This window comes from Spirillospora sp. NPDC047418, from assembly GCF_040643275.1.
GTDB lineage: Bacteria > Actinomycetota > Actinomycetes > Streptosporangiales > Streptosporangiaceae > Spirillospora.
This window is the reverse complement of record NZ_JBEYTW010000019.1, coordinates 22,979-45,118: the sequence shown is the minus strand read 5'-3', so window position 1 is coordinate 45,118 and position 22,140 is coordinate 22,979. Positions and strand designations below refer to the sequence as shown.

Annotated in this window: 18 protein-coding genes; 7 read left to right on the top strand and 11 right to left on the bottom strand. The window is 70.6% G+C overall.

Annotated elements, in window-relative coordinates:
* Window positions 1-16: 16 nt before the first annotated feature.
* The gene (lplAB, locus tag ABZ806_RS14855) at window positions 17-1,066 is read right to left on the bottom strand and encodes a lipoate-protein ligase LplAB (protein WP_500217812.1); all 1,050 of its coding nucleotides are present in this window, start codon (window positions 1,064-1,066) and stop codon (window positions 17-19) included.
* A gap of 104 nt (window positions 1,067-1,170) precedes the next feature.
* Here lplAB and ABZ806_RS14850 point away from each other — a divergent pair, with 104 nt between their 5' ends.
* Window positions 1,171-2,136, top strand: coding sequence for a pirin family protein (locus tag ABZ806_RS14850; RefSeq protein ID WP_500217811.1), 966 nt, complete (start codon window positions 1,171-1,173; stop codon window positions 2,134-2,136).
* A 1-nt stretch (window position 2,137) separates the two neighbouring features.
* Here the strand turns inward: ABZ806_RS14850 and ABZ806_RS14845 are convergent, their stop codons facing one another.
* Window positions 2,138-2,599: an OsmC family protein gene (locus ABZ806_RS14845; RefSeq protein WP_500217810.1), complete on the bottom strand. Its 462-nt coding sequence runs from the start codon at window positions 2,597-2,599 to the stop codon at window positions 2,138-2,140.
* Window positions 2,600-2,703: 104 nt separating this feature from the next.
* Here ABZ806_RS14845 and ABZ806_RS14840 point away from each other — a divergent pair, with 104 nt between their 5' ends.
* Window positions 2,704-3,381: a DoxX family protein gene (locus ABZ806_RS14840; RefSeq protein WP_500217809.1), complete on the top strand. Its 678-nt coding sequence runs from the start codon at window positions 2,704-2,706 to the stop codon at window positions 3,379-3,381.
* A gap of 14 nt (window positions 3,382-3,395) precedes the next feature.
* Here the strand turns inward: ABZ806_RS14840 and ABZ806_RS14835 are convergent, their stop codons facing one another.
* From ABZ806_RS14835 to ABZ806_RS14820, 4 genes are all read right to left on the bottom strand, one after another.
* Complete coding sequence (locus ABZ806_RS14835; RefSeq protein ID WP_500217808.1) at window positions 3,396-4,142, bottom strand: Imm10 family immunity protein; 747 nt, start codon at window positions 4,140-4,142, stop codon at window positions 3,396-3,398.
* Window positions 4,143-4,265: 123 nt separating this feature from the next.
* Window positions 4,266-8,150, bottom strand: a complete 3,885-nt coding sequence (locus ABZ806_RS14830) for a vitamin B12-dependent ribonucleotide reductase (RefSeq protein WP_500217807.1) — start codon at window positions 8,148-8,150, stop codon at window positions 4,266-4,268.
* Between the two features lie 117 nt (window positions 8,151-8,267).
* Complete coding sequence (nrdR, locus tag ABZ806_RS14825) at window positions 8,268-8,741, bottom strand: transcriptional regulator NrdR (protein ID WP_067636063.1); 474 nt, start codon at window positions 8,739-8,741, stop codon at window positions 8,268-8,270.
* Between the two features lie 286 nt (window positions 8,742-9,027).
* The gene (locus ABZ806_RS14820) at window positions 9,028-9,360 is read right to left on the bottom strand and encodes a LysM peptidoglycan-binding domain-containing protein (protein ID WP_500217806.1); all 333 of its coding nucleotides are present in this window, start codon (window positions 9,358-9,360) and stop codon (window positions 9,028-9,030) included.
* A gap of 172 nt (window positions 9,361-9,532) precedes the next feature.
* Between ABZ806_RS14820 and lexA the strand changes: the two genes are divergently transcribed.
* Entirely contained in the window at window positions 9,533-10,231 is a 699-nt protein-coding gene (gene lexA, locus ABZ806_RS14815) for a transcriptional repressor LexA (protein WP_346049241.1), read from the top strand.
* A gap of 143 nt (window positions 10,232-10,374) precedes the next feature.
* Here the strand turns inward: lexA and leuS are convergent, their stop codons facing one another.
* Window positions 10,375-12,843 (bottom strand): leucine--tRNA ligase, encoded by a 2,469-nt coding sequence (gene leuS, locus ABZ806_RS14810; RefSeq protein ID WP_500217805.1) that lies wholly within the window; start codon window positions 12,841-12,843, stop codon window positions 10,375-10,377.
* A gap of 363 nt (window positions 12,844-13,206) precedes the next feature.
* On the opposite strand from leuS, the gene ABZ806_RS14805 reads away from it, so the two are divergent.
* Window positions 13,207-14,751 carry a long-chain-fatty-acid--CoA ligase gene (locus ABZ806_RS14805; protein WP_500217804.1) on the top strand — a complete coding sequence of 515 codons (1,545 nt, stop codon included), beginning with the start codon at window positions 13,207-13,209 and terminating at the stop codon, window positions 14,749-14,751.
* A 22-nt stretch (window positions 14,752-14,773) separates the two neighbouring features.
* On the opposite strand, the gene ABZ806_RS14800 is transcribed toward ABZ806_RS14805, so the two are convergent.
* Complete coding sequence (locus ABZ806_RS14800; RefSeq protein ID WP_500217803.1) at window positions 14,774-15,616, bottom strand: helix-turn-helix transcriptional regulator; 843 nt, start codon at window positions 15,614-15,616, stop codon at window positions 14,774-14,776.
* Window positions 15,617-15,730: 114 nt separating this feature from the next.
* On the opposite strand from ABZ806_RS14800, the gene ABZ806_RS14795 reads away from it, so the two are divergent.
* Window positions 15,731-16,474: an SDR family oxidoreductase gene (locus ABZ806_RS14795; protein WP_500217802.1), complete on the top strand. Its 744-nt coding sequence runs from the start codon at window positions 15,731-15,733 to the stop codon at window positions 16,472-16,474.
* Window positions 16,475-16,482: 8 nt separating this feature from the next.
* Here ABZ806_RS14795 and ABZ806_RS14790 read toward each other — a convergent pair whose 3' ends face one another.
* Window positions 16,483-17,730: a cytochrome P450 gene (locus ABZ806_RS14790; RefSeq protein WP_500217801.1), complete on the bottom strand. Its 1,248-nt coding sequence runs from the start codon at window positions 17,728-17,730 to the stop codon at window positions 16,483-16,485.
* Window positions 17,731-17,878: 148 nt separating this feature from the next.
* Complete coding sequence (locus ABZ806_RS14785; RefSeq protein WP_500217888.1) at window positions 17,879-19,267, bottom strand: aspartate aminotransferase family protein; 1,389 nt, start codon at window positions 19,265-19,267, stop codon at window positions 17,879-17,881.
* A 167-nt stretch (window positions 19,268-19,434) separates the two neighbouring features.
* On the opposite strand from ABZ806_RS14785, the gene ABZ806_RS14780 reads away from it, so the two are divergent.
* On the top strand, window positions 19,435-20,313 hold the full coding sequence (locus ABZ806_RS14780) for an alpha/beta fold hydrolase (protein WP_500217800.1): 879 nt from the start codon (window positions 19,435-19,437) through the stop codon (window positions 20,311-20,313).
* 127 nt (window positions 20,314-20,440) lie between these two features.
* Here ABZ806_RS14780 and ABZ806_RS14775 read toward each other — a convergent pair whose 3' ends face one another.
* Entirely contained in the window at window positions 20,441-21,448 is a 1,008-nt protein-coding gene (locus ABZ806_RS14775; protein WP_500217799.1) for an ATP-dependent DNA ligase, read from the bottom strand.
* Window positions 21,449-21,733: 285 nt separating this feature from the next.
* Between ABZ806_RS14775 and ABZ806_RS14770 the strand changes: the two genes are divergently transcribed.
* Window positions 21,734-22,105, top strand: a complete 372-nt coding sequence (locus ABZ806_RS14770) for a DUF4267 domain-containing protein (protein ID WP_500217798.1) — start codon at window positions 21,734-21,736, stop codon at window positions 22,103-22,105.
* Window positions 22,106-22,140: the final 35 nt, after the last annotated feature.

Genomic DNA, 22,140 nt, shown 5'->3' with positions numbered 1-22,140 from the left:
TCCGGCCCGATGCCCGTCAGGGGATGCGGGCCGTCCACGCCGGGGTGGCGAACTTGTCGGCGACGTACTTGCCGGCCAGCCGCAGCTCGTCCTCGCGCACCCGGTCCCCGGTCAGACCGTACCGGGTCCGGAAGTGGGCGATCATCCGGTCGATGATCTCCTCGCGGGGCAGGCCGGTCTGCCGCCGCAGCGGGTCCACCCGCTTGACCGCGCTCACGATGCCCTTGTCGGAGATCTTCTCCCGGCCGATCCGCAGGACCTGCGTCATCTTCGCGGCGTCGATGTCGTAGGCCATCGTGACGTGGTGCAGCACCGCGCCGGACGCGAGCCGCTTCTGCGCCGCGCCCGCGATCTTGCCGTTGTCGGAGGTGATGTCGTTCAGCGGCTGGTACCAGGCCCGGATCCCGAGCTCGCCGAGCGCGCCGAGCACCCAGTCGTCCAGGAACGCGTAACTCTCCGCGAACGACATGCCCGCCACCAGCGTCTGCGGCGCGTACAGCGAGTAGGTGATCGTGTTGCCGGGTTCGATGAACATGGCGCCGCCGCCGCTGATGCGCCGCACCACCTCCACCCCGTGCCTCCCGGCCGCCGCGGCGTCGACCTCGTTGCGCAGCGACTGGAAGCTGCCGATGACCACCGCGGGCGACGCCCACTCCCACACCCGCAGCGTCGGCGGACGGCGCCCCGCGCCGACCTCCTCGGCGAGCACCTGGTCGAGCGCCATGTGCAGGGCCGGTTCCTGCGGCGGCTCGTGGATCAGCCGCCAGTCGTGGTCGCGCCAGTCCGACGCCCGGGTGATGGCCCGCCGCACCGCGATCCCCACCGCCTCCGCGGTGAGGCCGAGCATCACCGTGCCGCGCGGCAGCGCCGCCTGGACGCGGACGCCGATCGCCCTGGCGTCCAGCGCGGCGGGCAGCCCGTCGAGGACGCCGTTGATCGCGTCCAGGGCCTCGTCGGGTTCCAGGAAGAAGTCGCCGCTGATCCGGGGCTCGCGCAGAAGGCCGTCCACGACGTCGACGTCGGCGACCACGAGCTTGCCGCCGGGGACCTTGTACTCACCGTGCATCACAATCATGTGAACCCGGCGCGCGCACGGGCCATTCCGTGAGGTTCGACGGCGCGGCCGGTAGGGCATCGTTAAGGGACGGTGTCGCGGGGAGGGTGGTTCCGGTGAGCAATCTCGATGTCCGGCCGAAGCCGGTCGCGTGCGGCGGGCGCGACGACGTGGCGGGAGGACCCGTCCACGAGCTGCTGCCGCCGCGGCGGGTCCCGCTGGGCGAGAGCACGTTCGTCCGGCGGCTGCTGCCCAGCCTGGGGCGGCGGATGGTGGGCGCGTGGTGCTTCGTCGACCACTACGGGCCGGACGACATCACCGACCGGCCCGGCATGCAGGTGCCGCCGCATCCGCACATCGGGCTGCAGACGGTGAGCTGGCTGCACGGCGGCGAGGTCCTGCACCGCGACAGCCTCGGCAGCCTGCAGACCATCCGCCCGAGGCAGCTCGGGCTGATGACCGCCGGACGCGCCATCTCCCACTCGGAGGAGTCGCCGCGCGATCACTCCTCGATCCTGCACGGCGCCCAGTTGTGGGTCGCGCTCCCCGACGTCCACCGGCACACCGACCCCGGCTGGGAGTTCCACGCCGACCTGCCGGTGGTGGCCGCGCCCGGCTTCACCGCCACCCTGCTCCTGGGCGAACTGGACGGGGCCGCGTCCCCCGGCACGACGTTCACGCCCATCATGGGCGCCGACATCGCGCTGGACGACGGCGCCGACGTGCGCGTACCGGTCGAGCCGGACTTCGAGTACGCGGCGCTCACCATGTCCGGCGTCCTCGACATCGACGGCGAGCGGGTGGAGCCCGGCTCGATGCTCTACCTCGGCTGCGGCCGCCGCGAGCTGCGGGTACGGGCCGACGAGGCGGGCGGCTTCCTCCTCCTCGGCGGCGAACCGTTCGAGGAGAAGCTCGTGATGTGGTGGAACTTCATCGCCCGCGCCGGCGAGGAGATCGCCCAGGCCCGCGAGGACTGGGCGACGGGCGACCGCTTCGGCGCGGTGCACGGCTACCACGGCGACCGCCTCGCCGCGCCCGCCATGCCGCCGACGCCGCTGAAGCCCCGCGGCCGGACCCGCTGACCTACTCCCAGACCGCCTCGAGGCGGACGGGAAAATTGACCGAGTTGGCGATGAAGCAGAGCTCATGCGCCTTCTCGTGCAACTCGGCCGCCCGCTCGGCCTGCCCGGGGTCGGCCAGCGTCACCCGAGGCCGCAGGACGACCTCTTCAAAACGTCCGCCGCCATCCGGCGTCTCGACCATGACGCCCTGCGGACGGTCCTCATAACCGGTCACCACGAGCTTCTCGACGGCGCACAGATGAAGGAACCACAGCATGTGGCACTGCGACAGCGAGGCGACGAGCAGTTCCTCGGGATTCCACCGCGCGGGGTCACCGCGGAAACCGGGATCGGAACTGCCCGCGATGGGCGGCTTGCCCTCCGCGCGGACCTCATGCGCCCGCTCGTACGCGCGGTAGGAACTCGTCCCCGACCCGGTGTCCCCCGTCCAGGCGACCGACACTTCGTACTTGTGCCTTTTCACCCACCGACCATAGCCCCCACCTGCGACGTTCGCGATATCTCCCGCCCTGCCGTCATACTCTCCGTCTGATCGGGCCCCATCCCCGTGTTGAAGGAGTCGACGGCATGCGCTCTCGGCCGCTCTACGACGTCGTGGCAGTCCTCGCGCGGCTCGGCGTCGGCATCGTGTTCATGGCGCACGGCTGGCAGAAGATCGAGGCGGGCATCACCGCGACCGGCCGCACGTTCGACGACCTCGGCGTGCCGCTGCCCACCGCCGCCGCCGTCTACTCCGCGTTCGTCGAACTGCTCGGCGGCGCGGCCCTCATCGCCGGGCTCGGCCTGCCCGTCGCCGGCGCCCTGCTGTTCCTCGACATGGCCGGCGCGTTCATCTTCGTCCACGCCGACCAGGGCCTGTTCGTGGTGGACGGCGGGACGCTCCGCAACGGCTACGAACTCGTCCTGGCCCTCGGCATGGCGAGCCTCGTGTTCGCCGCGGGCGGCGGCGGCCGCCTCACCCTCGACCAGTGGATCATCGGCAAGCGAGGCCGAGTCCCCGACGACGAGGAAGACACCGCAAGCTTCGTCGAATCCCTCCGCCAGGCCGAACTGAAGCCCCCGAAAAAGCCCCGCCGCACCCCAAAACCCTCAGTCCCGGAACCGGCCGAGACCCCGGAGAAGCCGGCACCCGAAGCCTCCGACAACGATCTCCTGGTAGCCGGCCGCCGCAAATCCCCGCGCCGCCGCGCCTCAACCACCCAGCCCATCAAGCCCGCCGCCAACGACAAACCCGACACCCCCTGACCTCACCGCCGTCGTCAGACCTCCAGCTTCTTCGGCCGGTCCCGGCGGGGCCCTGTAGTCAGCACTCTCCGAAGACCGCCGCGAAGTTCGTCCAGCGCCCCGTCCTCGAATTCGAGCGCGATGGTGAGGTCTGGGCCGATCTCCAGATCGCGGGCCGCCGCGCGGGTCAGCCTGAGCCGCAGCGTCCGCCCCTCCAGGACGCACTCGCGCACCCCTCCGTAGTGGACGGCTCCGGAGTCGGTTGACAAGCAGTAGGTCTCAGCATCACGGCGGCTCTCCGATTCGGGGGCCGCCCGGCACATGAACAGCAGTGCTTGACCGGTGCCATCGGGGTGCTCGGCCAGCCCGATGACGAACGTCCCTGCTTCCGCGTCTTCAACGGCGCTGGCCAGCCGCATCGTGGGCGTGTCCGACGCCGGTTCCGGATCGTCGAGTTGCCATCGGACCTTGCTCCAGAAGGCTCCGAGCGGGTCCTCCGCGGGTGGAACTGGCCCAAGGTGGTCCCCTTGGGCGAAGAACTGGCCCTCAGCCTCAACGTCAAGGCCGCCGTAGAGATACTTCAGCCGGGTCGGGCTGGTCAGCCAGATCAGAGCATTGGCGGGAACGTCCGTCCGGGCCGTGAAGTACCGCTGTAGCTCGAACTCCTCGGCGTGTTCCACGCGCAGGGCGGCCAGCTCGGCCGCCGCGGCGGCGCACACGGCGGCACCGTCGCTGAACCTGACTTTGAGGGCGTTGAGAACGTAGTACTCATCCGAGACCATGCCCAATGATCACCCGAACGCGCATGAGGGGGAGCCGATAGGTATCGGCTCCCCCTCATGACCTGCTGTTTCAGTCGCGTCCGATCAAGCGGAATGCTGCGTCGGATGCGATTCCGTCCTGGATCAGCTGCAGCCGCTGGTGGAGCCGCAGCCTTCGCAGACGTAGCAGCTGCCCGCGGGGCGCATCTTCGTGCCGCAGGTCAGGCACAGCGGCGCGTCGGCGGTGCGGCCCTGGCGGCTCTCGATGGCCTCCACGGACGAGTGCGCCTCGTGTGCCGGGGCCGGCGCCGGGGCGGCCGGCGGCGTGATCGCGGCGGACTGGGCGAGCGACTCGTGGTCGACCTCGTCCTCGCCGTGCAGGGCGGCCGGGTCCTCGCCGTTGGCCTGCATCGCGCGCTCGCCGGCGGTGAAGATGCCGAGGCCCGCGCGCTCCTCGTAGGGGAGGTGGTCCAGCGCCAGGCGGCGGAAGATGTAGTCCATCACCGAGGTCGCCATGCGGATGTCGGGGTCGTCGGTCATGCCGGCGGGCTCGAACCGCATGTTGGTGAACTTCTCCACCCACGTCTCCAGCGGGACGCCGTACTGCAGGCTGATGGAGATCGCCATGGAGAAGGCGTCCATCACGCCGGCGAGGGTGGAGCCCTGCTTGCCGAGCTTGAGGAAGACCTCGCCGACGCCGTCGTCCGGGTAGGACGAGGCGGTCATGTAGCCCTCGGCGCCGGCGACGGAGAAGCGGGTGACGGTCGCGGGGCGCTGCTTCGGCAGCCGCCGCCGGACCGGGCGCGGCACCAGCGTCTCGGCCGGCTCCTCCTTCTCCTTCTTGCCAGCGGCCGACAGGGGCTGGCCGACCTTGCAGTTGTCGCGGTAGATCGCCAGGGCCTTCAGGCCGAGCCGCCAGCCCTCGAAGTACACCTTCTCGATGTCCTCGATGGTGGCCTTCTCCGGCATGTTGACCGTCTTGGAGATCGCGCCGGACAGGAACGGCTGGACGGCCGCCATCATCCGGACGTGGCCCATCGGGCTGATCGCCCGCTCGCCCATCGCGCAGTCGAACACCTCGTAGTGATCGGGGCGCAGGCCGGGCGCGTCCACCACGTGGCCGTGCTCGGCGATGTACTCGACGATCGCCTCGATCTGCTCCTGCTGGTAGCCGAGCTTCTCCAGGGCGCGCGGCACCGTGTGGTTGACGATCTGCATGGACCCGCCGCCGACGAGCTTCTTGAACTTCATCAGCGCGAGGTCGGGCTCGATGCCGGTGGTGTCGCAGTCCATCATCAGGCCGATCGTGCCGGTCGGCGCGAGGAGGCTGGCCTGGGCGTTGCGGTAGCCGTGCTTCTCGCCGGCCTTCAGGCAGTCCGCCCACTGCTTGGCGGCGGCGGTGTGGAGCGCCTTGTCCATCTCGTCCAGCGTGCGGATGCCGTCGTTGGCGGCGGCGTGCTTGCGCATGACGCGCTTGTGCGCCTCGGCGTTGCGCGCGTAGCCGGCGTACGGGCCGACGACGCCGGCGAGCTCCGCCGACCGCTTGTAGGCGACGCCCGTCATCAGCGACGTGATCGCGGCGGCGATGGTCCGGCCGCCCTCGGAGTCGTAGGCGTGCCCCGTCGCCATCAGCAGCGCGCCCAGGTTGGCGTAGCCGATGCCGAGCTGCCGGTAGTCGCGGGTCGTCTCGGCGATCTTCGTCGTCGGGAAGTCGGCGAAGGTGATCGAGATGTCCATCGCCGTGATGATCAGCTCGGTGAGCTTCACGAACCTGGCGACGTCGAACGTGCCCGCGTCCGTGAGGAACTTGAGCAGGTTGATGCTCGCGAGGTTGCAGGACGAGTTGTCCAGGCTCATGTACTCCGAGCACGGGTTGGACGCGGTGATGCGGCCGGTCTCGGGGTTGGTGTGCCAGTCGTTGATCGTGTCGTCGTACTGGATGCCGGGGTCGGCGCACTCCCAGGCGGCCTTCGCCATGAGCCGGAACAGCTCCTTGGCCTTGACGGTCTCGATGACCTCGCCGGTCATCCGGGCGCGCAGCCCGAACTCGCCGCCGGACTCCACGGCCTGCATGAACTCGTCCGACACGCGGACGGAGTTGTTGGCGTTCTGGTACTGGACGCTGCCGATGTCCTTGCCGCCGAGGTCCATGTCGAACCCGGCGTCGCGCAGCGCGCGGATCTTGTCCTCCTCGCGCGCCTTGGTCGCGATGAACTCCTCGACGTCGGGGTGGTCGACGTCGAGCACGACCATCTTCGCGGCGCGGCGGGTCGCGCCGCCCGACTTGATCGTCCCGGCGGACGCGTCGGCGCCGCGCATGAAGGAGACGGGGCCGCTCGCGGTGCCGCCGGAGGAGAGCAGTTCCTTGCTGGAGCGGATGCGGGAGAGGTTCAGGCCGGCGCCGGAGCCGCCCTTGAAGATGACGCCCTCTTCCTTGTACCAGTCGAGAATCGACTCCATCGTGTCGTCCACCGACAGGATGAAGCAGTTGTGCACCCGGATGTTGTCGCAGAGGAACTCGCCGCTCTCGGTCTGGATGTCATAGACGTCCATCGCGCCGAGCTTCTCGATCTTGGCGATCTCCAGCCGCTTGACCGGATGGGCCGGGCGTCCCGGCTTCTCGAAGCCCTGGTGCATCTTGAGCGCCTTGGCCGGGTCGATGAAGCCGATCTCGTCCGCGAAGATCCGGCGGTCCCCCGCGTTCTGAATGCGGAGCGTCCAGCAGGGCTTCTGGTCCGGGCGGTTCGGCTTCTTGACCCCCACCCGGGAGAAGATGCCGAAGCGCAGCAGGAGACGCTGCATACCCCGGATCAGCTGCTCCGAGATCATGTCGACCTCGATGACCGTGGAGGACTCGCGCGCGGACACGAACCCCTCGGCCTGGAAGATGCTGCGGAGGTAGCAGGCGACGGTCGGGAGTGGTGCGGTGAAGAGGCGCTCGGGGACGGCCATGTCGACGCCTCGCGCCATGAGCCCCCATTCGCGGACGTAGTCCTCCAGAACCTTGCCGTAGAGCCGAGTACGACGGCAGTCGAGGGCGGGGTCCTGCGTCTCGACGCTGCGCTCGTGGCGGTGGACACCGGGGAAGACAACGTCGAGGTGACCTGCTACCCACTCCAGTTCGGCGTCGGTCACGGTCATGGCCTCGACGGTCAGCGAACGGTTCGTGCCGGTCTCGTAACGTCCCACGAAGCCGTCGGACTGCAACCACCCCGCCAGGGCGGCCTCCGACATCTCGCGTGGGGAGATCTCCGCCTCGCCGAAGGCGTCGCGCCGGTGCCATTCGAGCTGGTCGCCGACCTTCAGCTCTCCCGCCTCGGCAAAACGGCCCGTGCCCTCGCCAGAGGCCCTCCACACGAGGTGGTCGGGAGTGACGTCAAGGGTGTAGCCGGCCTTGGTGTGGATTCGCAGGACGTCCCGAACGCCGTTGGCCTTGGTGGCGACGATGCGGGTGAGGCCGGATGCGTCGTACACCTTGGTGCCGACGGCGTCGTCCTCGACCAGCTTTCCGATCGGAATGAGGCCGGCAGGGGTGCTGACCAACGAATCGTACGTAAGACACGCAGAGACTTGCTGCGGGCTCTTCGTGCCGACGTTGAACCAGACCGGCGAGTTGAAGCTGAAGAGCTGGTGCGCGAGGGCGTACTTCAGTTCGTGGTCGAAGATCTCGGCGTCCTCGTCGGAGGCGAAGTACCCCTCCTTGAGGCCGGTCTCGGTGTAGACCCGCACCACGCGGTCGACGAGCTGCTTCAGGCTCCATTCCCGCTGCGGGGTGCCGATCGCGCCCCGGAAGTACTTGGACGTGACGATGTTGACGGCGTTCAGCGACCAGAAGTCGGGGAACTCGACGCCGCGCTGCTCGAAGTTGACCGAGCCGTCCCGCCAGTTGGTCATGACGACGTCACGACGCTCCCAGCGCATCTCGTCGTACGGATGCACGCCGGGCGTGGTGAAGATGCGCTCGACCTTCACCCCTTTGCGGCCCCCCTTGCCGCGCCGCGCCGCCGAACCGCTCACCGTCTCCGTCATGGCCTACCCCCTTCTCGGGCTCCGCCGGGCCCTGTTCAGGAACAACTCCGCCGCCGCACGGGACATGCCCGCGCGGAGGCGCCTTCAATGTGCTGATGTGTAGTGCTGGATCCGTCCCTACCGGGACGGGCCGGGCTCCCCCGAGGAACCGGCCTTCCGCAGTGCTTCGATCTCCTTGGCGAAGTCGTCCAGCGACTCGAAGCTCCGGTAGACCGAGGCGAATCGCAGATAGGCGACCTCATCGAGTTCGCCGAGGGGCCCCAGGATGGCGAGGCCGATCTCGTGCGAGGGGATTTCCGCGGATCCGGACGACCTGATCGCCTCTTCGACCCGCTGCCCCAGCTTCGCGAGCGCATCCTCGTCGACCGGACGGCCCTGGCAGGCCCTGCGCACCCCGGCGATGATCTTTTCGCGGGAGAACGGCTCGGTGACCCCGCTGCGCTTGGCCACCATCACGAGCACATTCTCCTGTGTCGTGAATCGCTTGCCGCATTCCGCGCACGAGCGGCGCCGCCTAATGGCGCCGCCGTCGTCGGTGGAACGGCTGTCGATCACTTTGGTGTCGGGGTTGCGGCAGAACGGGCAGTGCACGTTCGCCCTCCTCCCCTGACGTCAACGACTTACACCGATGTAGGCGCCATATATAGGGAACTACATCGGTGTCACTACTAGATGTTGTGGTCAACCGTACGGCTCGACGCAGGGCTTCGCAACCTGATCGGACGCCTCGCGCGTCACATCCGGCACGTCCGCGCAGGTCATCTCGCGCGTCCTCGATTTCGTCCCGGGCGTGTCGTCACGCAGCGTCCCAGGCGATCACAGAACGCCTGGTCGGAGGCACCGCGGGCCCGGCGCACCGCCCCGCCTAGGACGGGCGTCAGCCCGCGGGGAGGCGGATCTCCTGGCCGGGCCGGACGACGGGGTCGCCGCCGAGGCCGTTGAGGTCCATGATGCGCTGGACGGTCCGCCGCGGATCGGTGCCCGGGTCGGCGGCGGACGCGATGCCCCACAGCGTGTCGCCAGGCCCGACGACCACGGTGCGGGCCGGACCGGGCGGGCCGCCGTGCCCGCCGTCGCCGGCGAAGGCGCCGGGGCCGACGGTGAGCCACAGGGCGACGAGAGTGACGGTGGCGGCGAGGCCGACCAGGACGGCGCGCCCGCGGCGGGTCAGGCGGATCGGTGCGCGGTCACGGTGCGGCGAACCGGACATCTCTCCCCTCCTCGACGTCGAATGGATTTTCGATCGAACGTCTGTACGATGGTGTACCAGGCGGCCCGAAAAAGCGAGCACATCTTCGAACAATTGTTTGATCATTAGGCCCGGACGCGATAGCGTTCATGACAAGGAGTGACCGATCGAGGCGCCCGGGAGGCGACGAGCGATGAGCAAGGTCCGGGAGCTGCCCGACGGCCCGATGGACGAGACGGGCCTGACGCAGCGGCAGCGCATGGTGCTGGAGGTGATCCGCGACTCCGTCCAGCGCCGGGGCTATCCGCCCTCGATGCGCGAGATCGGCGAGGCCGTGGGGCTGACCAGCACCTCCAGCGTGTCCCATCAGCTCCGGTCGCTCCAGCGCAAGGGATTCCTGCGGCGCGACCCCAACCGGCCGCGCGCGGTCGAGGTGCGGGTGCCGGGCGCGACGCCGGTGCGCACCGAGGAGGAGGCCTTCGAGGCGGCGGGCGGCCAGCCGGCCTCGGCGCAGCCCGCGCCCGCCTACGTGCCGCTCGTCGGCCGGATCGCCGCCGGTGGCCCGATCCTCGCCGAGGAGGCCGTCGAGGACGTGTTCACGCTGCCGAAGCAGCTCGTCGGCGAGGGCACGCACTTCCTGCTGAAGGTCACCGGTGACTCGATGATCGAGGCCGCGATCGCGGACGGCGACTGGGTGGTCGTCCGGCAGCAGCCGGTGGCCGAGCAGGGCGACATCGTGGCCGCCATGATCGACGGCGAGGCCACGGTGAAGACGTTCAAGCGCCGCGACGGCCACATCTGGCTGATGCCGCAGAACTCCGCCTACGAGCCGATCCCCGGCGACGAGGCGTCCGTTCTGGGGCGCGTCGTCGCCGTCCTCCGCAAGATGTAGCACGCGCCCGAACGGCCGCCGGGATGCCCCGGCGGCCGTTCGGCATGCCCGCCGCCGCCGTCACGTCAGTCAGGCAGCGGTGCCGCGCGGGCGGGGCAGATCCCGGCCCCGCGCCCCCTGGGCGGAGGCGCGGGAACGGACCGTCAGCGCTTGGGGACGATGTTGACGATCTTGGGGGCGCGGACGATGATCTTGATGATCTCGGCGCCGCCCAGCGCGTCCTGGACCTTGGGCGAGGCCAGCGCCCTGCGCTCCAGCTCCTCGTCGGCGATGCCGGGCGCGACCTCCAGCCGGTCGCGGACCTTGCCGGCGACCTGCACGACGCAGGTGACCGCCTCCTCCACCAGCAGCGCCGGGTCGGCGGACGGCCAGCCCGCGCGGATCACCGGGGCGGTGCGGCCCAGCAGCTCCCACGCCTCGTCGGCGGTGTAGGGCGCGAACAGCGACAGCAGGACCGCGATCGTCTCGGCGGCCTCCCGGACGGCCGGGTCGGCGGCGCCGGGCCCGGAGTCGATGGCCTTGCGGGTCGCGGTGACCAGCTCCATGATCCGCGCGATCGCGACGTTGAACCGTTCCGTCTCGACCAGCGTGGTGGCCTCGTCGACGGTGTGCGCCGTGACCCGGCGCAGCGCCGTGTCGCCGGTGGTGACATCGGCGTCCACCGGCGAGGACACCTCGGTCGCGATGCGGTGCACGCGGGACAGGAACTTCGACATGCCGTGCGGGGACACGTCCGCCCAGTCGATGTCGTCCTCGGGCGGGCCGGAGAACAGGATCGCCAGCCGGACGACGTCCACCCCGAACTCGCCGATCTGCTCGCCCAGGTCGACGCCGTTGCCCAGCGACTTCGACATCGCCTTGCCCTGGTTGATCACCTGGCCCTGGTTCAGCAGCCGGCGGAACGGCTCGGTGAACTCGATCATGCCCATGTCGTACAGGACCTTGGTGAAGAACCGGCTGTACAGCAGGTGCAGGATCGCGTGCTCGACACCGCCGGTGTACTGGTCGACGGGCATCCAGCGGCGGACCTGCTCGACGTCGAACGGGCCGTCCTGGTAGCCGGGCGAGCAGTACCGGAAGTAGTACCAGGACGAGTCGACGAACGTGTCCATCGTGTCGGTGTCGCGCTTGGCGGCGCCGCCGCACTTGGGGCACTCGGTGTTGACCCAGTCGGACGCGGCGGCCAGCGGCGAGGTGCCCTTGGGCGCCAGGTCGGTGCCGCGCAGCCCCTCGGGCAGCCGCACCGGCAGCTGCTCGTCCGGGACGGGGACCTCCCCGCACGACGCGCAGTGGACGATCGGGATCGGGCAGCCCCAGAACCGCTGCCGGGACACCAGCCAGTCGCGCAGCCGGAAGTTCACCGAGGCGCGGCCGGTGCCGCGCTCGTCCAGGACCTCGATGATGCGGGCGATGCCGTCGGCCTTGGTCAGCCCGTCGATCGGCCCGGAGTTGACGATCGCGCCGTCGCCGGGGGTGGCGACGCCGGTCTCGGCGGGGTCGGGCAGCCCGGTCTCGACGACGACGCGGACGGGCAGGCCGAACTTCAGCGCGAAGTCCAGGTCGCGCTGGTCGTGCGCCGGGACGGCCATGATCGCGCCGTGCCCGTACTCGGCCAGCACGTAGTCCGACGCCCAGACGGGCAGCCGCTCGCCGTTGACCGGGTTGACCGCGTAGCGGCCCAGGAACACGCCGGTCTTCTCGCGCTCGGTGGACAGCCGCTCGATCTCGCTCTCCCGCGAGACCTCCTCGCGGTAGCCCTCGAACGCGGCCCGGTGGTCGGGGTGGCAGATCTCCTCGGCCAGCGCCGCGTCGGCCGCCACGACCATGAACGTGGCGCCGAACAGCGTGTCGGGACGGGTGGTGTAGACGGTGACGGGCTCGTCGCGGCCCTCGACGGCGAAGTCGACGTCGGCGCCGGTGGAGCGGCCGATCCAGTTGCGCTGCATCAGCAGGACCCGCTCGGGCCACTTGCCCTCCAGCTGCGCCATGTCCGCCAGCAGCCGGTCGGCGTAGTCGGTGATCTTGAAGTACCACTGGGTCAGCACGCGCTTCTCGACCAGCGCGCCGCAGCGCTCGCAGTGCCCGCCGACGACCTGCTCGTTGGCCAGGACGGTCTGGTCCTTCGGGCACCAGTTGACGTGCCCGCCCTTGCGGTAGGCCAGGCCCCGCTCGTAGAAGCGCAGGAACAGCCACTGCGTCCACTTGTAGTACTCGGGGTCGGAGGTGTGCAGGCGCCGCGACCAGTCGAAGGACGGCGCGTACCGCTGGAAGGAGGCCGCCTGCGTCTCGATGTTGGCGTACGTCCATTCGGCGGGGTGCGAGTCGCGCTGGATGGCGGCGTTCTCGGCGGGCAGGCCGAAGGAGTCCCACCCGATGGGGTGCAGGACGTTGTAGCCGCGCTGCGACCAGTAGCGCGCGGGGACGTCGCCGATGGCGAACGCCTCCGCGTGCCCCATGTGCAGGTCGCCGCTGGGGTAGGGGAACATGTCCAGCGCGTAGCGCCGCTCGGTGCCGGTGTCCTTCTCATCGGCCGCGAACGGGTCGAGCTCCGCCCAGCGGGCCTGCCACTTGTCCTGAACCGCCCGGGGGTCGTACTGCTCGTCGCTGCTCACGCTTACAGACTCCGCTTCGTGCTGCTGGACTTCGTGCTTCTGGGTCGTGGGCCGTCCGCCGACATGAAAGGGCCCCTCGCACAGGAGGGGCCACCACGCTGACGTCAGTGCGTCAACGTGGTCATTCGAGGAGCAGCCTGGTCGACATACATCAAGAATAGCGCAGCCGCAAGCCCTCGCGCCGGTGGTCAGGGCCCTGACTCGCCGGGTTCGCGGTGCCGGAGCGGGCGTGTGATCCGAAACAGCACGTCAAAGCGCAGGAAAGGGTGGCCTTCCCGCGACCCCGTGGAGCAGGATGTGCGGAACCGTTCGTAGACTCGGCGGTAACTAACCTGCCGGTCACCTTCCCGCGCGAGGAGTGCCATGCTCAACCTGTCCGTGCTGCTGGAGGACGCCGCCGGGGAGACCCCCGACCGGGACGCCGTCGTGTTCGGCGACCTGCGGCTCTCCTACGCGTTCATCGACTCGGTCGCGAACCAGGTCGCGAACCTGCTGCGATCGCGCGGTATCGGACCGGGCGACAAGGTGGCGCTGTCCAGCCCGAACCTGCCGTACTTCCCGATGGTGTACTTCGGGGCGCTCAAGGCGGGCGCGGTGGTCGTCCCGCTGAACGTCCTGCTCAAGCCGCGGGAGATCGCCTACCACCTGGGCGACTCCGACGCGAAGGCGTTCTTCTGCTTCGAGGGGACGCCGGAGCTGCCGCTCGGCGAGATGGGGTACGCCGGCTTCGAGCAGGCCGACGGCTGCGAGCACTTCGTCCTGCTGCCCGCGAACCCGGCGGCGACCGAGTCCCCGATCGAGGGCGCGGAGCTGTTCTGGGCCTCGCTCGCCGGGCAGCCGAGCACGTTCGACACGGTGCAGACCGGCCCGGACGACACCGCCGTGATCATCTACACCAGTGGGACGACGGGCCAGCCGAAGGGCGCCGAGCTCACGCACAGCAACCTGCTGTCGAACGCCATGGTGGACGACACGCTCTTCTACCGGACGCTGCACGACACCTCGCTCGTGACGCTGCCGCTGTTCCACATCTTCGGGCAGACGTGCGTGATGAACGTCGGCTTCTACCGGCGCGCGACCCTCGTCATGCAGCCGCGGTTCGACGCCAAGCAGGCCGTCGAGCTGATGGTGAAGGAGAAGGTGAACATCTTCGCCGGCGTCCCGACGATGTACTGGGGATTGCTGACCGACGACACGTCCGCCGAGGACATCGCCTCCATCAAGGAGAACCTGCGGGTCGCGGTGTCGGGCGGGTCGGCGCTGCCGATGGAGGTCCTCAAGGGGATCAAGCAGAAGTTCGACGTGGACGTCCTGGAGGGCTACGGCCTGTCGGAGACGTCGCCGGTGGCCTCGTTCAACCGCCCGGACCGTCCGACCAAGCCCGGTTCGATCGGCCTGCCCGTCTGGGGCGTCGCGATGAAGCTGATCGACGACGACTGGAAGGAGATCGAGGGCGAGGGGCCCGGCGAGATCGCCATCCGCGGGCACAACATCATGAAGGGCTACTACGGCCGCCCCGAGGCGACCGAGTCGTCCATCAGGGACGGCTGGTTCCGCACCGGCGACGTGGCCCGCCGCGACGAGGACGGCTACTACTACATCATCGACCGCTCCAAGGACATGATCATCCGAGGCGGGTACAACGTGTACCCGCGGGAGCTCGAAGAGGTCCTGCTGACGCACCCGGACGTGTCGCTGGCCGCGGTCGTGGGCGTCGAGCACCCCTCGCACGGCGAGGAGATCAAGGCGTACGTGATCCGCAAGCCGGGCGCGTCCGTGACCGAGGACGAGCTGGTCGCGTGGGGCAAGGAGCAGTTCGCCAACTACAAGTACCCGCGGATCGTGGAGTTCCGGGACGAGTTGCCGATGACCGCCACGGGCAAGATCCTCAAGCGCGAACTGCGCTGACCGCCCGCCGGTGCCCGGGGCCTCAGCGCGTGCTGAGGTCCTGGGTGCCGACGACCCGCAGCAGCCTCATCGCCTCGTGGGACGGCGTGCCGGGCGTCGTCGTGTAGAGGACGACCCGCTGGTCGCGTTCGGGGACGTACAGGACGTCGCAGTGCATCTCCAGCTCGCCGACGACCGGATGCGTCATGAGCTTGCGGCCGCCGCGCCTGATCCCGACCTCCCCCTCGTCCCACAGCCGGGCGAACAGCGCGCTGCGGCCGGCGACGTCGGCGACCAGCCCGGCGATGCCGGGGTCGGCGGGATAGCGGCCGGACGACGCCCGCAGGTCGGCGACCAGCTCGCGGGCGAGCTGCGTCACGTACGCGTCGGTGCCGTACCGTTCGGCGGCGGGGCCGGTGAACAGCCAGCGGAGGACGTTGCGGTCGCGGGGCGCCATCGCGGCGAAGTCGGTCAGGAGCGCCGCGGCGAGGGGGTTCCAGGCGAGGATGTCCTGCCGGGCGTTCAGGACATAGGCGGGCATGTCGTCCAGCCGTTCGAGCAGGTGCATGATGCCCGGCGGGACGTCCCGCGACGGCCCGTTCGGCGGCTCGGGCGGCTCCCCCGCCAGGTGGTGGAGGTGGCCGCGCTCGTCGTCGTCGAGTCTCAGCGCGCGCGCCACCGCGCCGAGGATCTGCCTGGACGGGCGGGGCCCGCGCCCCTGTTCCAGCCGGATGTAGTAGTCGACCGACATCCCGGCCAGCTGGGCGACCTCTTCCCGGCGCAGTCCGGGGGTGCGGCGCCGCGGCCCCGCGGGGAGCCCGACGTCGGCGGGCCTGATGCGTGCGCGGCGGGAACGCAGGAACGCCGCCATCGCCTGCCTGTCCATGTCCTCCAGGATGTCCGACGCGGCGGAGGCGGCGCCAGGGCGAGGGTGGTACGGCCGATCCCAGCCTCGGCCGGTCTCTCCTCACCGCCGGCCCCGCCGGGAACGCTGGACGGCATGACGACACAGATCGCACTCATCACCGGAGCCAACAAGGGCATCGGCTTCGAGACGTCCCGCATCCTCGGCGGCGAGGGCATCACCGTCCTGCTCGGGGCCCGTTCGGCCGAGCGCGGCGAGCAGGCGGCGGCCGCGCTGCGGGCCGAGGGGAGCGACGCCCGTTTCGTCCGGCTGGACGTCACCGACGCGCGAACCGTCGAAGCCGCCGCCGCGCTGGTCGACGCCGAGTTCGGGCGGCTCGACATCCTGATCAACAACGCCGCGATCACGACGACGGACGCCGCCGACCGCGGCCGCTCGTGCCCGCCGAGCCGCACGTCCCCCGACCTGGTCCGGAGCGCGTTCGAGACCAACGTGTTCGGCGTCGTCGCGGTCACCAACGCGATGCTCCCGCTGCTGCGCCGCTCCCCCGCCGGGCGGATCGTCAACGTCTCCAGCGGGCTCGGCTCGCTGGCCATGCACAGCGACCCGTCCAGCATCGTCCACGACGTCAACCTGCTGCCCTACAACGCGTCCAAGACCGCGCTGAACGCCGTCACCGTGGCCTACGCCAAGGAACTGGCCGGCACCACGATCACGGTGAACGCCGCCACGCCCGGGTACTGCGCGACGGACCTGAACGACCACGCCGGGGACCGGACGCCGGCGGAGGGGGCGTCGGTGATCGCGGGGGCGGCCGTGCTCGGCGGCGACGGCCCGACGGGCGCGTTCCTCGCCGAGGACGGCCGGCTGCCCTGGTAGCCCTCGCGTCAGAACGTGTACGGCAGGCGCTTGATCCCGTTGATGAAGTTGGACTCCAGCCGGTCGGGCTCGGCGGCGGCGCGGATGTCCGGCGTCCGGCGCAGCAGCTCGCGGAACATCACGGTGATCTCGCGCCGGGCCAGGTGCGCGCCGAGGCAGAAGTGCGGCCCGGGCCCGCCGAACCCGACGTGCGGGTTCGGGTCGCGCAGGATGTCGAACTTCTCCGGGTCGGTGAAGACGGACTCGTCGCGGTTGGCCGCCGCGTAGTAGAGGACGAGCTTGTCGCCCTCCTTGATCTCGTGCCCGTTGAGCGTGGTGTCGCGGGTGGCGGTGCGGCGCATCCAGATGACCGGCGACACGTACCGGACGATCTCCTCGATCGCGCCCGCGATGCGGCCGTCGAAGTCCTCGGTGAGCAGCGCCCGCTGGTCGGGGTTGCGGGTGAACAGGTCGAGGCCGTGCGCGATGGCGTTGCGGGTGGTCTCGTTGCCGGCGACGACCAGCAGGATGAAGAACGAGCCGAGTTCCTGGTCGGTGAGCGACTCGCCGTCGACGTTGGCGTTCACCAGCGCGGAGATGAGGTCGTCGGTGGGGTTCTCGCGGCGCTGCCGGCCGAGGGCCTCGACGATGCCCTTGAGGGTCTCCCCCGCGCCGAGCAGCGCCATCGCCAGTTCCTCGGCGTTCCCGGCCGGGACGAACTCGGAGTCGTTCCCGGCGAGGATGACGTTCGTGGAGTCCAGGACGGTCTGGTAGTGCTCCTCGCCGATGCCCATCATGTCGCAGATGATCCGCAGCGGGAGCCGCGCGGCGACGTCCGCGACGAAGTCGCCGGTGCCGCCGCCCGCGGCCATGTTCTCCACGATCTGCCCGGCGACGGCCTCGACCTGGTCCTCGAACCGCTGGATCATGCGCGGGGAGAACGCCCGGGACACGATCCGGCGGATCTTGGCGTGCCGGGGGTCGTCCATGCTGATCATCGAGCCGAAGTACTCGTGCATGTCGCCGGGCATGTCCGGGATGCTGATGGCGCCCCTGCCGGAGCAGAAGTCCTGCGCGCGGCGGGACGCCTCGATGATGTCGGCGTGCCGGGTGAGCGCGTAGTAGCCGGGCCCCTGCGGCGCGATGATGATGTCGGGTTCCTCGAAATGGACCAGCTCCGAGTGCCGGCGGAGGACCTGGAAGGCCTCGTGCCGGTACTCGTGCGGCCGCCGCCAGAACTCCCAGTCGGTCAGGTTGATGTCCTCGACCTTGAGCACGCGCCCACCACCTCAGCAAATTCCGAACCAGATTCGGTTTACAGGCAGCCTCTCAAAGTAAAGCTGCACGTGCACACTGGTTCCGGCGGTGACGCGCCTCACATTAGCCCTGCCGGGCCCGGAACGCCGTCCGGACCCGGCAGCGCGCTCACAACCGCGCCCACGCCTCGGTGAGGACCGAGCGGAGGATCTGCTCGATCTCGTCGAAGTGCGCCTGGTCGCAGATCAGCGGCGGCGCCAGCTGGACGACGGGGTCGCCGCGGTCGTCGGCGCGGCAGTACAGGCCCGCCTCGTAGAGCGCCTTGTCGAGGAACCCGCGCAGCAGCCGCTCGCACTCGTCGTCGTCGAACGTCTCCCGGGTGTCCTTGTCCTTCACCAGCTCGATGCCGTAGAAGAAGCCCTCGCCGCGGACGTCCCCGACGATCGGCAGGTCGAGGAGGCGCTCCAGCGTGCCGCGGAACGCGTCCCGGTTGCGCATGACGTGGCCGTTCAGATCCTCGCGCTCGAAGAGGTCGAGGTTGGCCAGCGCCACGGCCGCCGCGACCGGGTGGCCGCCGAAGGTGTAGCCGTGCGCGAACATCTCCGTCCCGTGCCGGAACGGCTCGAAGAGGCGGTCGGCGACGAGCATGCCGCCGAGCGGCGCGTACCCGGACGTCACGCCCTTGGCGAAGGTGATGATGTCGGGCGTGTAGCCGAAGCGCTGCGCGCCGAACATCGTGCCGAGGCGGCCGAACGCGCAGATCACCTCGTCCGACACCAGCAGGACGTCGTGCCGGTCGCAGATCTCCCGGACGCGCTCGAAGTAGCCGGGCGGCGGCGGGAAGCACCCGCCGGCGTTCTGCACCGGCTCCAGGAAGACGGCCGCGACCGTGTCGGCGCCCTCGAACTCGATGACCTCCTCGATGCGGTCGGCGGCCCACCGGCCGAACGCCTCCGGGTCGCCCGCGTGCTCGGCGGCCCGGTAGATGTTGGTGTTGGGCACCCGGAACGCGCTCGGCACCAGCGGCTCGAACGGCGCCTTGAGGCCGGGCAGCCCGGTCAGCGACAGGGCGCCGTGCGGCGTGCCGTGGTAGGCGACCGCGCGGCTGATCACCTTGTGCTTGGCGGGCCGTCCGGTCATCTTGAAGTACTGCTTGGCGAGCTTCCACGCGCTCTCGATGGCGTCCCCGCCGCCGGTGGTGAAGAAGACCCGGTTCAGCTCGGCGGGCGCGAGGCCGGCGAGCCGCTCGGCCAGTTCCACCGCCTTCGGGTGCGCGTAGGACCAGATCGGGAAGTAGGCCAGCTCGGCGGCCTGCTTGGCGGCGGCCTGCGCCAGCTCCTCGCGCCCGTGCCCGGCCTGGACGGTGAACAGCCCGGACAGCCCGTCCAGGTAGCGGCGGCCGGCCGAGTCGTACACGTAGGCGCCGTCACCGCGGACGATCATGGGGATCTCGCCGCCGCCCTGGGATCCCGAGTGGCGCGCGAAGTGCATCCACAGATGGTCGCGCGCCGCCCTCTGCATCGCGTCGTGCTGCTGGCTGGTCACGTCCGGCTCCATCATCACGCTTCCCTCAATGCGATCGATCCAGTCGTCTTGATGCTAAGTGAGTACGGATTCCGCTGTAAATAGCTAGTCATACACCGATATCCGAAGGATAACCGACCCGCCCTCCCGCGTCCGGGCGGCCGCCGGGTAGCGTGCGCCGCGAACCGAGGAGGCTGGACATGGGCGACATCACGACCGGATCGGTCACGGCGAACGGGCTCGACTTCGGATACCTCGCGGCGGGCCCCGCGGACGGCCCGCTGGCGCTGCTCCTGCACGGCTTCCCCGACTCGCCGCACACCTGGCGGCACCTCATGCCCGGACTCGCCGCCGCCGGGTACCGCGCGGTGGCCCCGTTCATGCGCGGCTACGCGCCCACGCCCGTCCCGGCGGACGGCGCCTTCCAGACCGGCGCGCTCGCCGCCGACGCCGTCGCCCTGCACGAGGCCCTCGGCGGCGGCCCGGACGCAGTCCTCATCGGCCACGACTGGGGCGCCTTCACCACCTACGGCGCCGCCAACGTCGCGCCGGACCGGTGGCGGAAGGTCGTCGCGATGTCGGTCCCGCCGATGTCGGTGATGGGGACCGCCTTCTTTGACTACGAGCAGCTCAAGCGCTCGTTCTACATCTTCGTCTTCCAGACGCCGCTGGCCGGGATGGCGCTGAACCGCGCGTTCGTCGAGGGCCTGTGGCGCGACTGGTCGCCGGCGGACGGCCGCGACCACACCGAAGACGTCGACCACGTCATGGACTGCCTCGCCACTCCCGCCAACATCGAGGCGGCGATCGGCTACTACCGGGCCATGCTCGACCCGTCCCGGCTGATCGACCGCTACGCCACCGAGCAGGCGGCGGCCTCCGCGGTCGGCGAGTTGCCCGTCCTCTACCTGCACGGCGCCGAAGACGGCTGCCTCGGCGCGGACGTGATCGACCTCGACGCCGTCCGCGCCGCCCTCCCGCCGGGTTCACGCGCCGAGTCCGTCCCGGACGCCGGCCACTTCCTCCAACTGGACCGCCCGAAGGACGTCAACACGCGCATCCTCGACTGGCTGCGCTGACCGGTGCGAGGCGCCCGCCGGGGCCGCGCCGCCCCCTCCCCGGCTCCGGCCGGACCCGGCGCCGCCCTCCCCGGCTCCGGCCGCACCGGGTCCGGCCGCACCGGGTCCGGTTGCGCTGGGTCCGCGATCAGGGCGGTGCGCCGAACGGCGCGATCTGGGCCGGTGACAGGTCCGCCCGGATGCGGACGTAGCGGACGGCGTGCCGCCACCGGCCGCCCTCCACGGCGGCGTCCCCGCTGAACTCCACGACGACCTCCGGCTCCGTCCGGACGTAGCGGATCGGCGGGTGCGCCCCGTACAGCCCGCCGGCGAACCCGGCGGGCAGTTCGGGCGGCCACGGATGGTCCGGCCCGGCGTGCCGCAGCACCCCGGCAAGGACGGCGCGGGCGGACGGCGCGAGCGGCGCCGTCCGCGCGACCACCCGGAGCCGGCCGCCGGCATCGTAGCGGCCGAGGATCAGCGACTCGGGCGCCTGCCGGGTGCCGGTCACCCCGCCGACGACCGCCTCGGCGGTGACGCGCCGCTTCACCTTCCACCAGCGGCGCCCGCCCTCCAGGTAGGGGCCGTCGGCGTCCTTCACGACCAGGCCCTCGATCCCCTGGCGGGCGAGGGCGTCGAACCAGAGCCGCGCCTCCTCGACGTCGGCCGTCTGCGGTGTGCCGATCACCCGGGCGTCGGGCGGCGCGTCGCCGAGGAGGGCCTCCAGGACGGCGCGCCGTTCGCGCAGCGGCCGCGGGCGCAGGTCGGCGCCGTCCGCTTCGAGGACGTCGAACACGACGTAGTGGCACGGTTCGCTGCGGGCGAGGTCGGTGCGGCGGCGCCCCGCGACGTGGCGGCGCTGCAGCGCGCCGAAGTCCAGGCGCCCGTCCGGCCCCCAGCGGACGATCTCGCCGTCGACGACCGTACCGGGCGGGATCTGCGCGCGGAGGGCGGCGACGACCTCGGGGAACGCCTCGTTGAAGGCGATCCGGCGGCGGGACCACAGCCGCACTGCGCCGGCCTCGTCCACCATCGCGACGGCGCGGAACCCGTCGAACTTCGGCTCGTACCGGCAGCCGCCCGGACATGCCTGCGGAGGCGGGATGCGGTCGACCGTCACGGCCAGCATCGGCTTGACCGGGGACCGGATGTGCATGGCCTCCCGTCCCCCCGAGCTCGCTGGTCGTGATCACGGCCTACCCATGCCGACCTGCGGCGATATCACCTCAGGCCGAATGTTGACCGGCGGGAGATCAGTTCGGGAGGCGCCCCGGGTCGGCGGGCGCCGCCCCTGCCGCCCGCGGCCCGTCCCGCCATCACCGGGGCCGCCCCCGGCCCGGCCGTCTCGACATGGCAGCGTTTCTAGCGTCGCTAGCGAACATGTCACCACTATGCTAGCGTTGTCCTTGTTCCTAGCACCGCTAGTACTTTGGAGTTCCTCATGCTGACCACCACCGCCTATGTCCTGGCCACCGTCCTCGCCCTCTTCGTCACCTTCATCGGCGCGCGGTTCCTGATCGCGCCGCGGGCGGCGGCCGCCGGCTACGGCGTCCCCGCCGAACCGGAGGGCGGCCTGGCCTACCAGGAGATCAAGGGGCTGCGCGACCTGACGTTCGGCCTCCTCGGCCTCGCCCTGATCGCCTTCGCCGGCGCGCACGCCGCGGGCTGGTACATGCTGGTCGTCGCGCTCTCGCCGCTCGGCGACACCCTCATCGTCCTGCGCCACGGCGGCACCAAGGCCACCGCGTTCGGCATCCACTTCGCCACCGCCGTCGTCGTCCTGCTCAGCGCCGCCCTCCTCTTCGCCGTCTAGCCCGCTTGTCCACTAACGCCAACCGCTTCGCCACT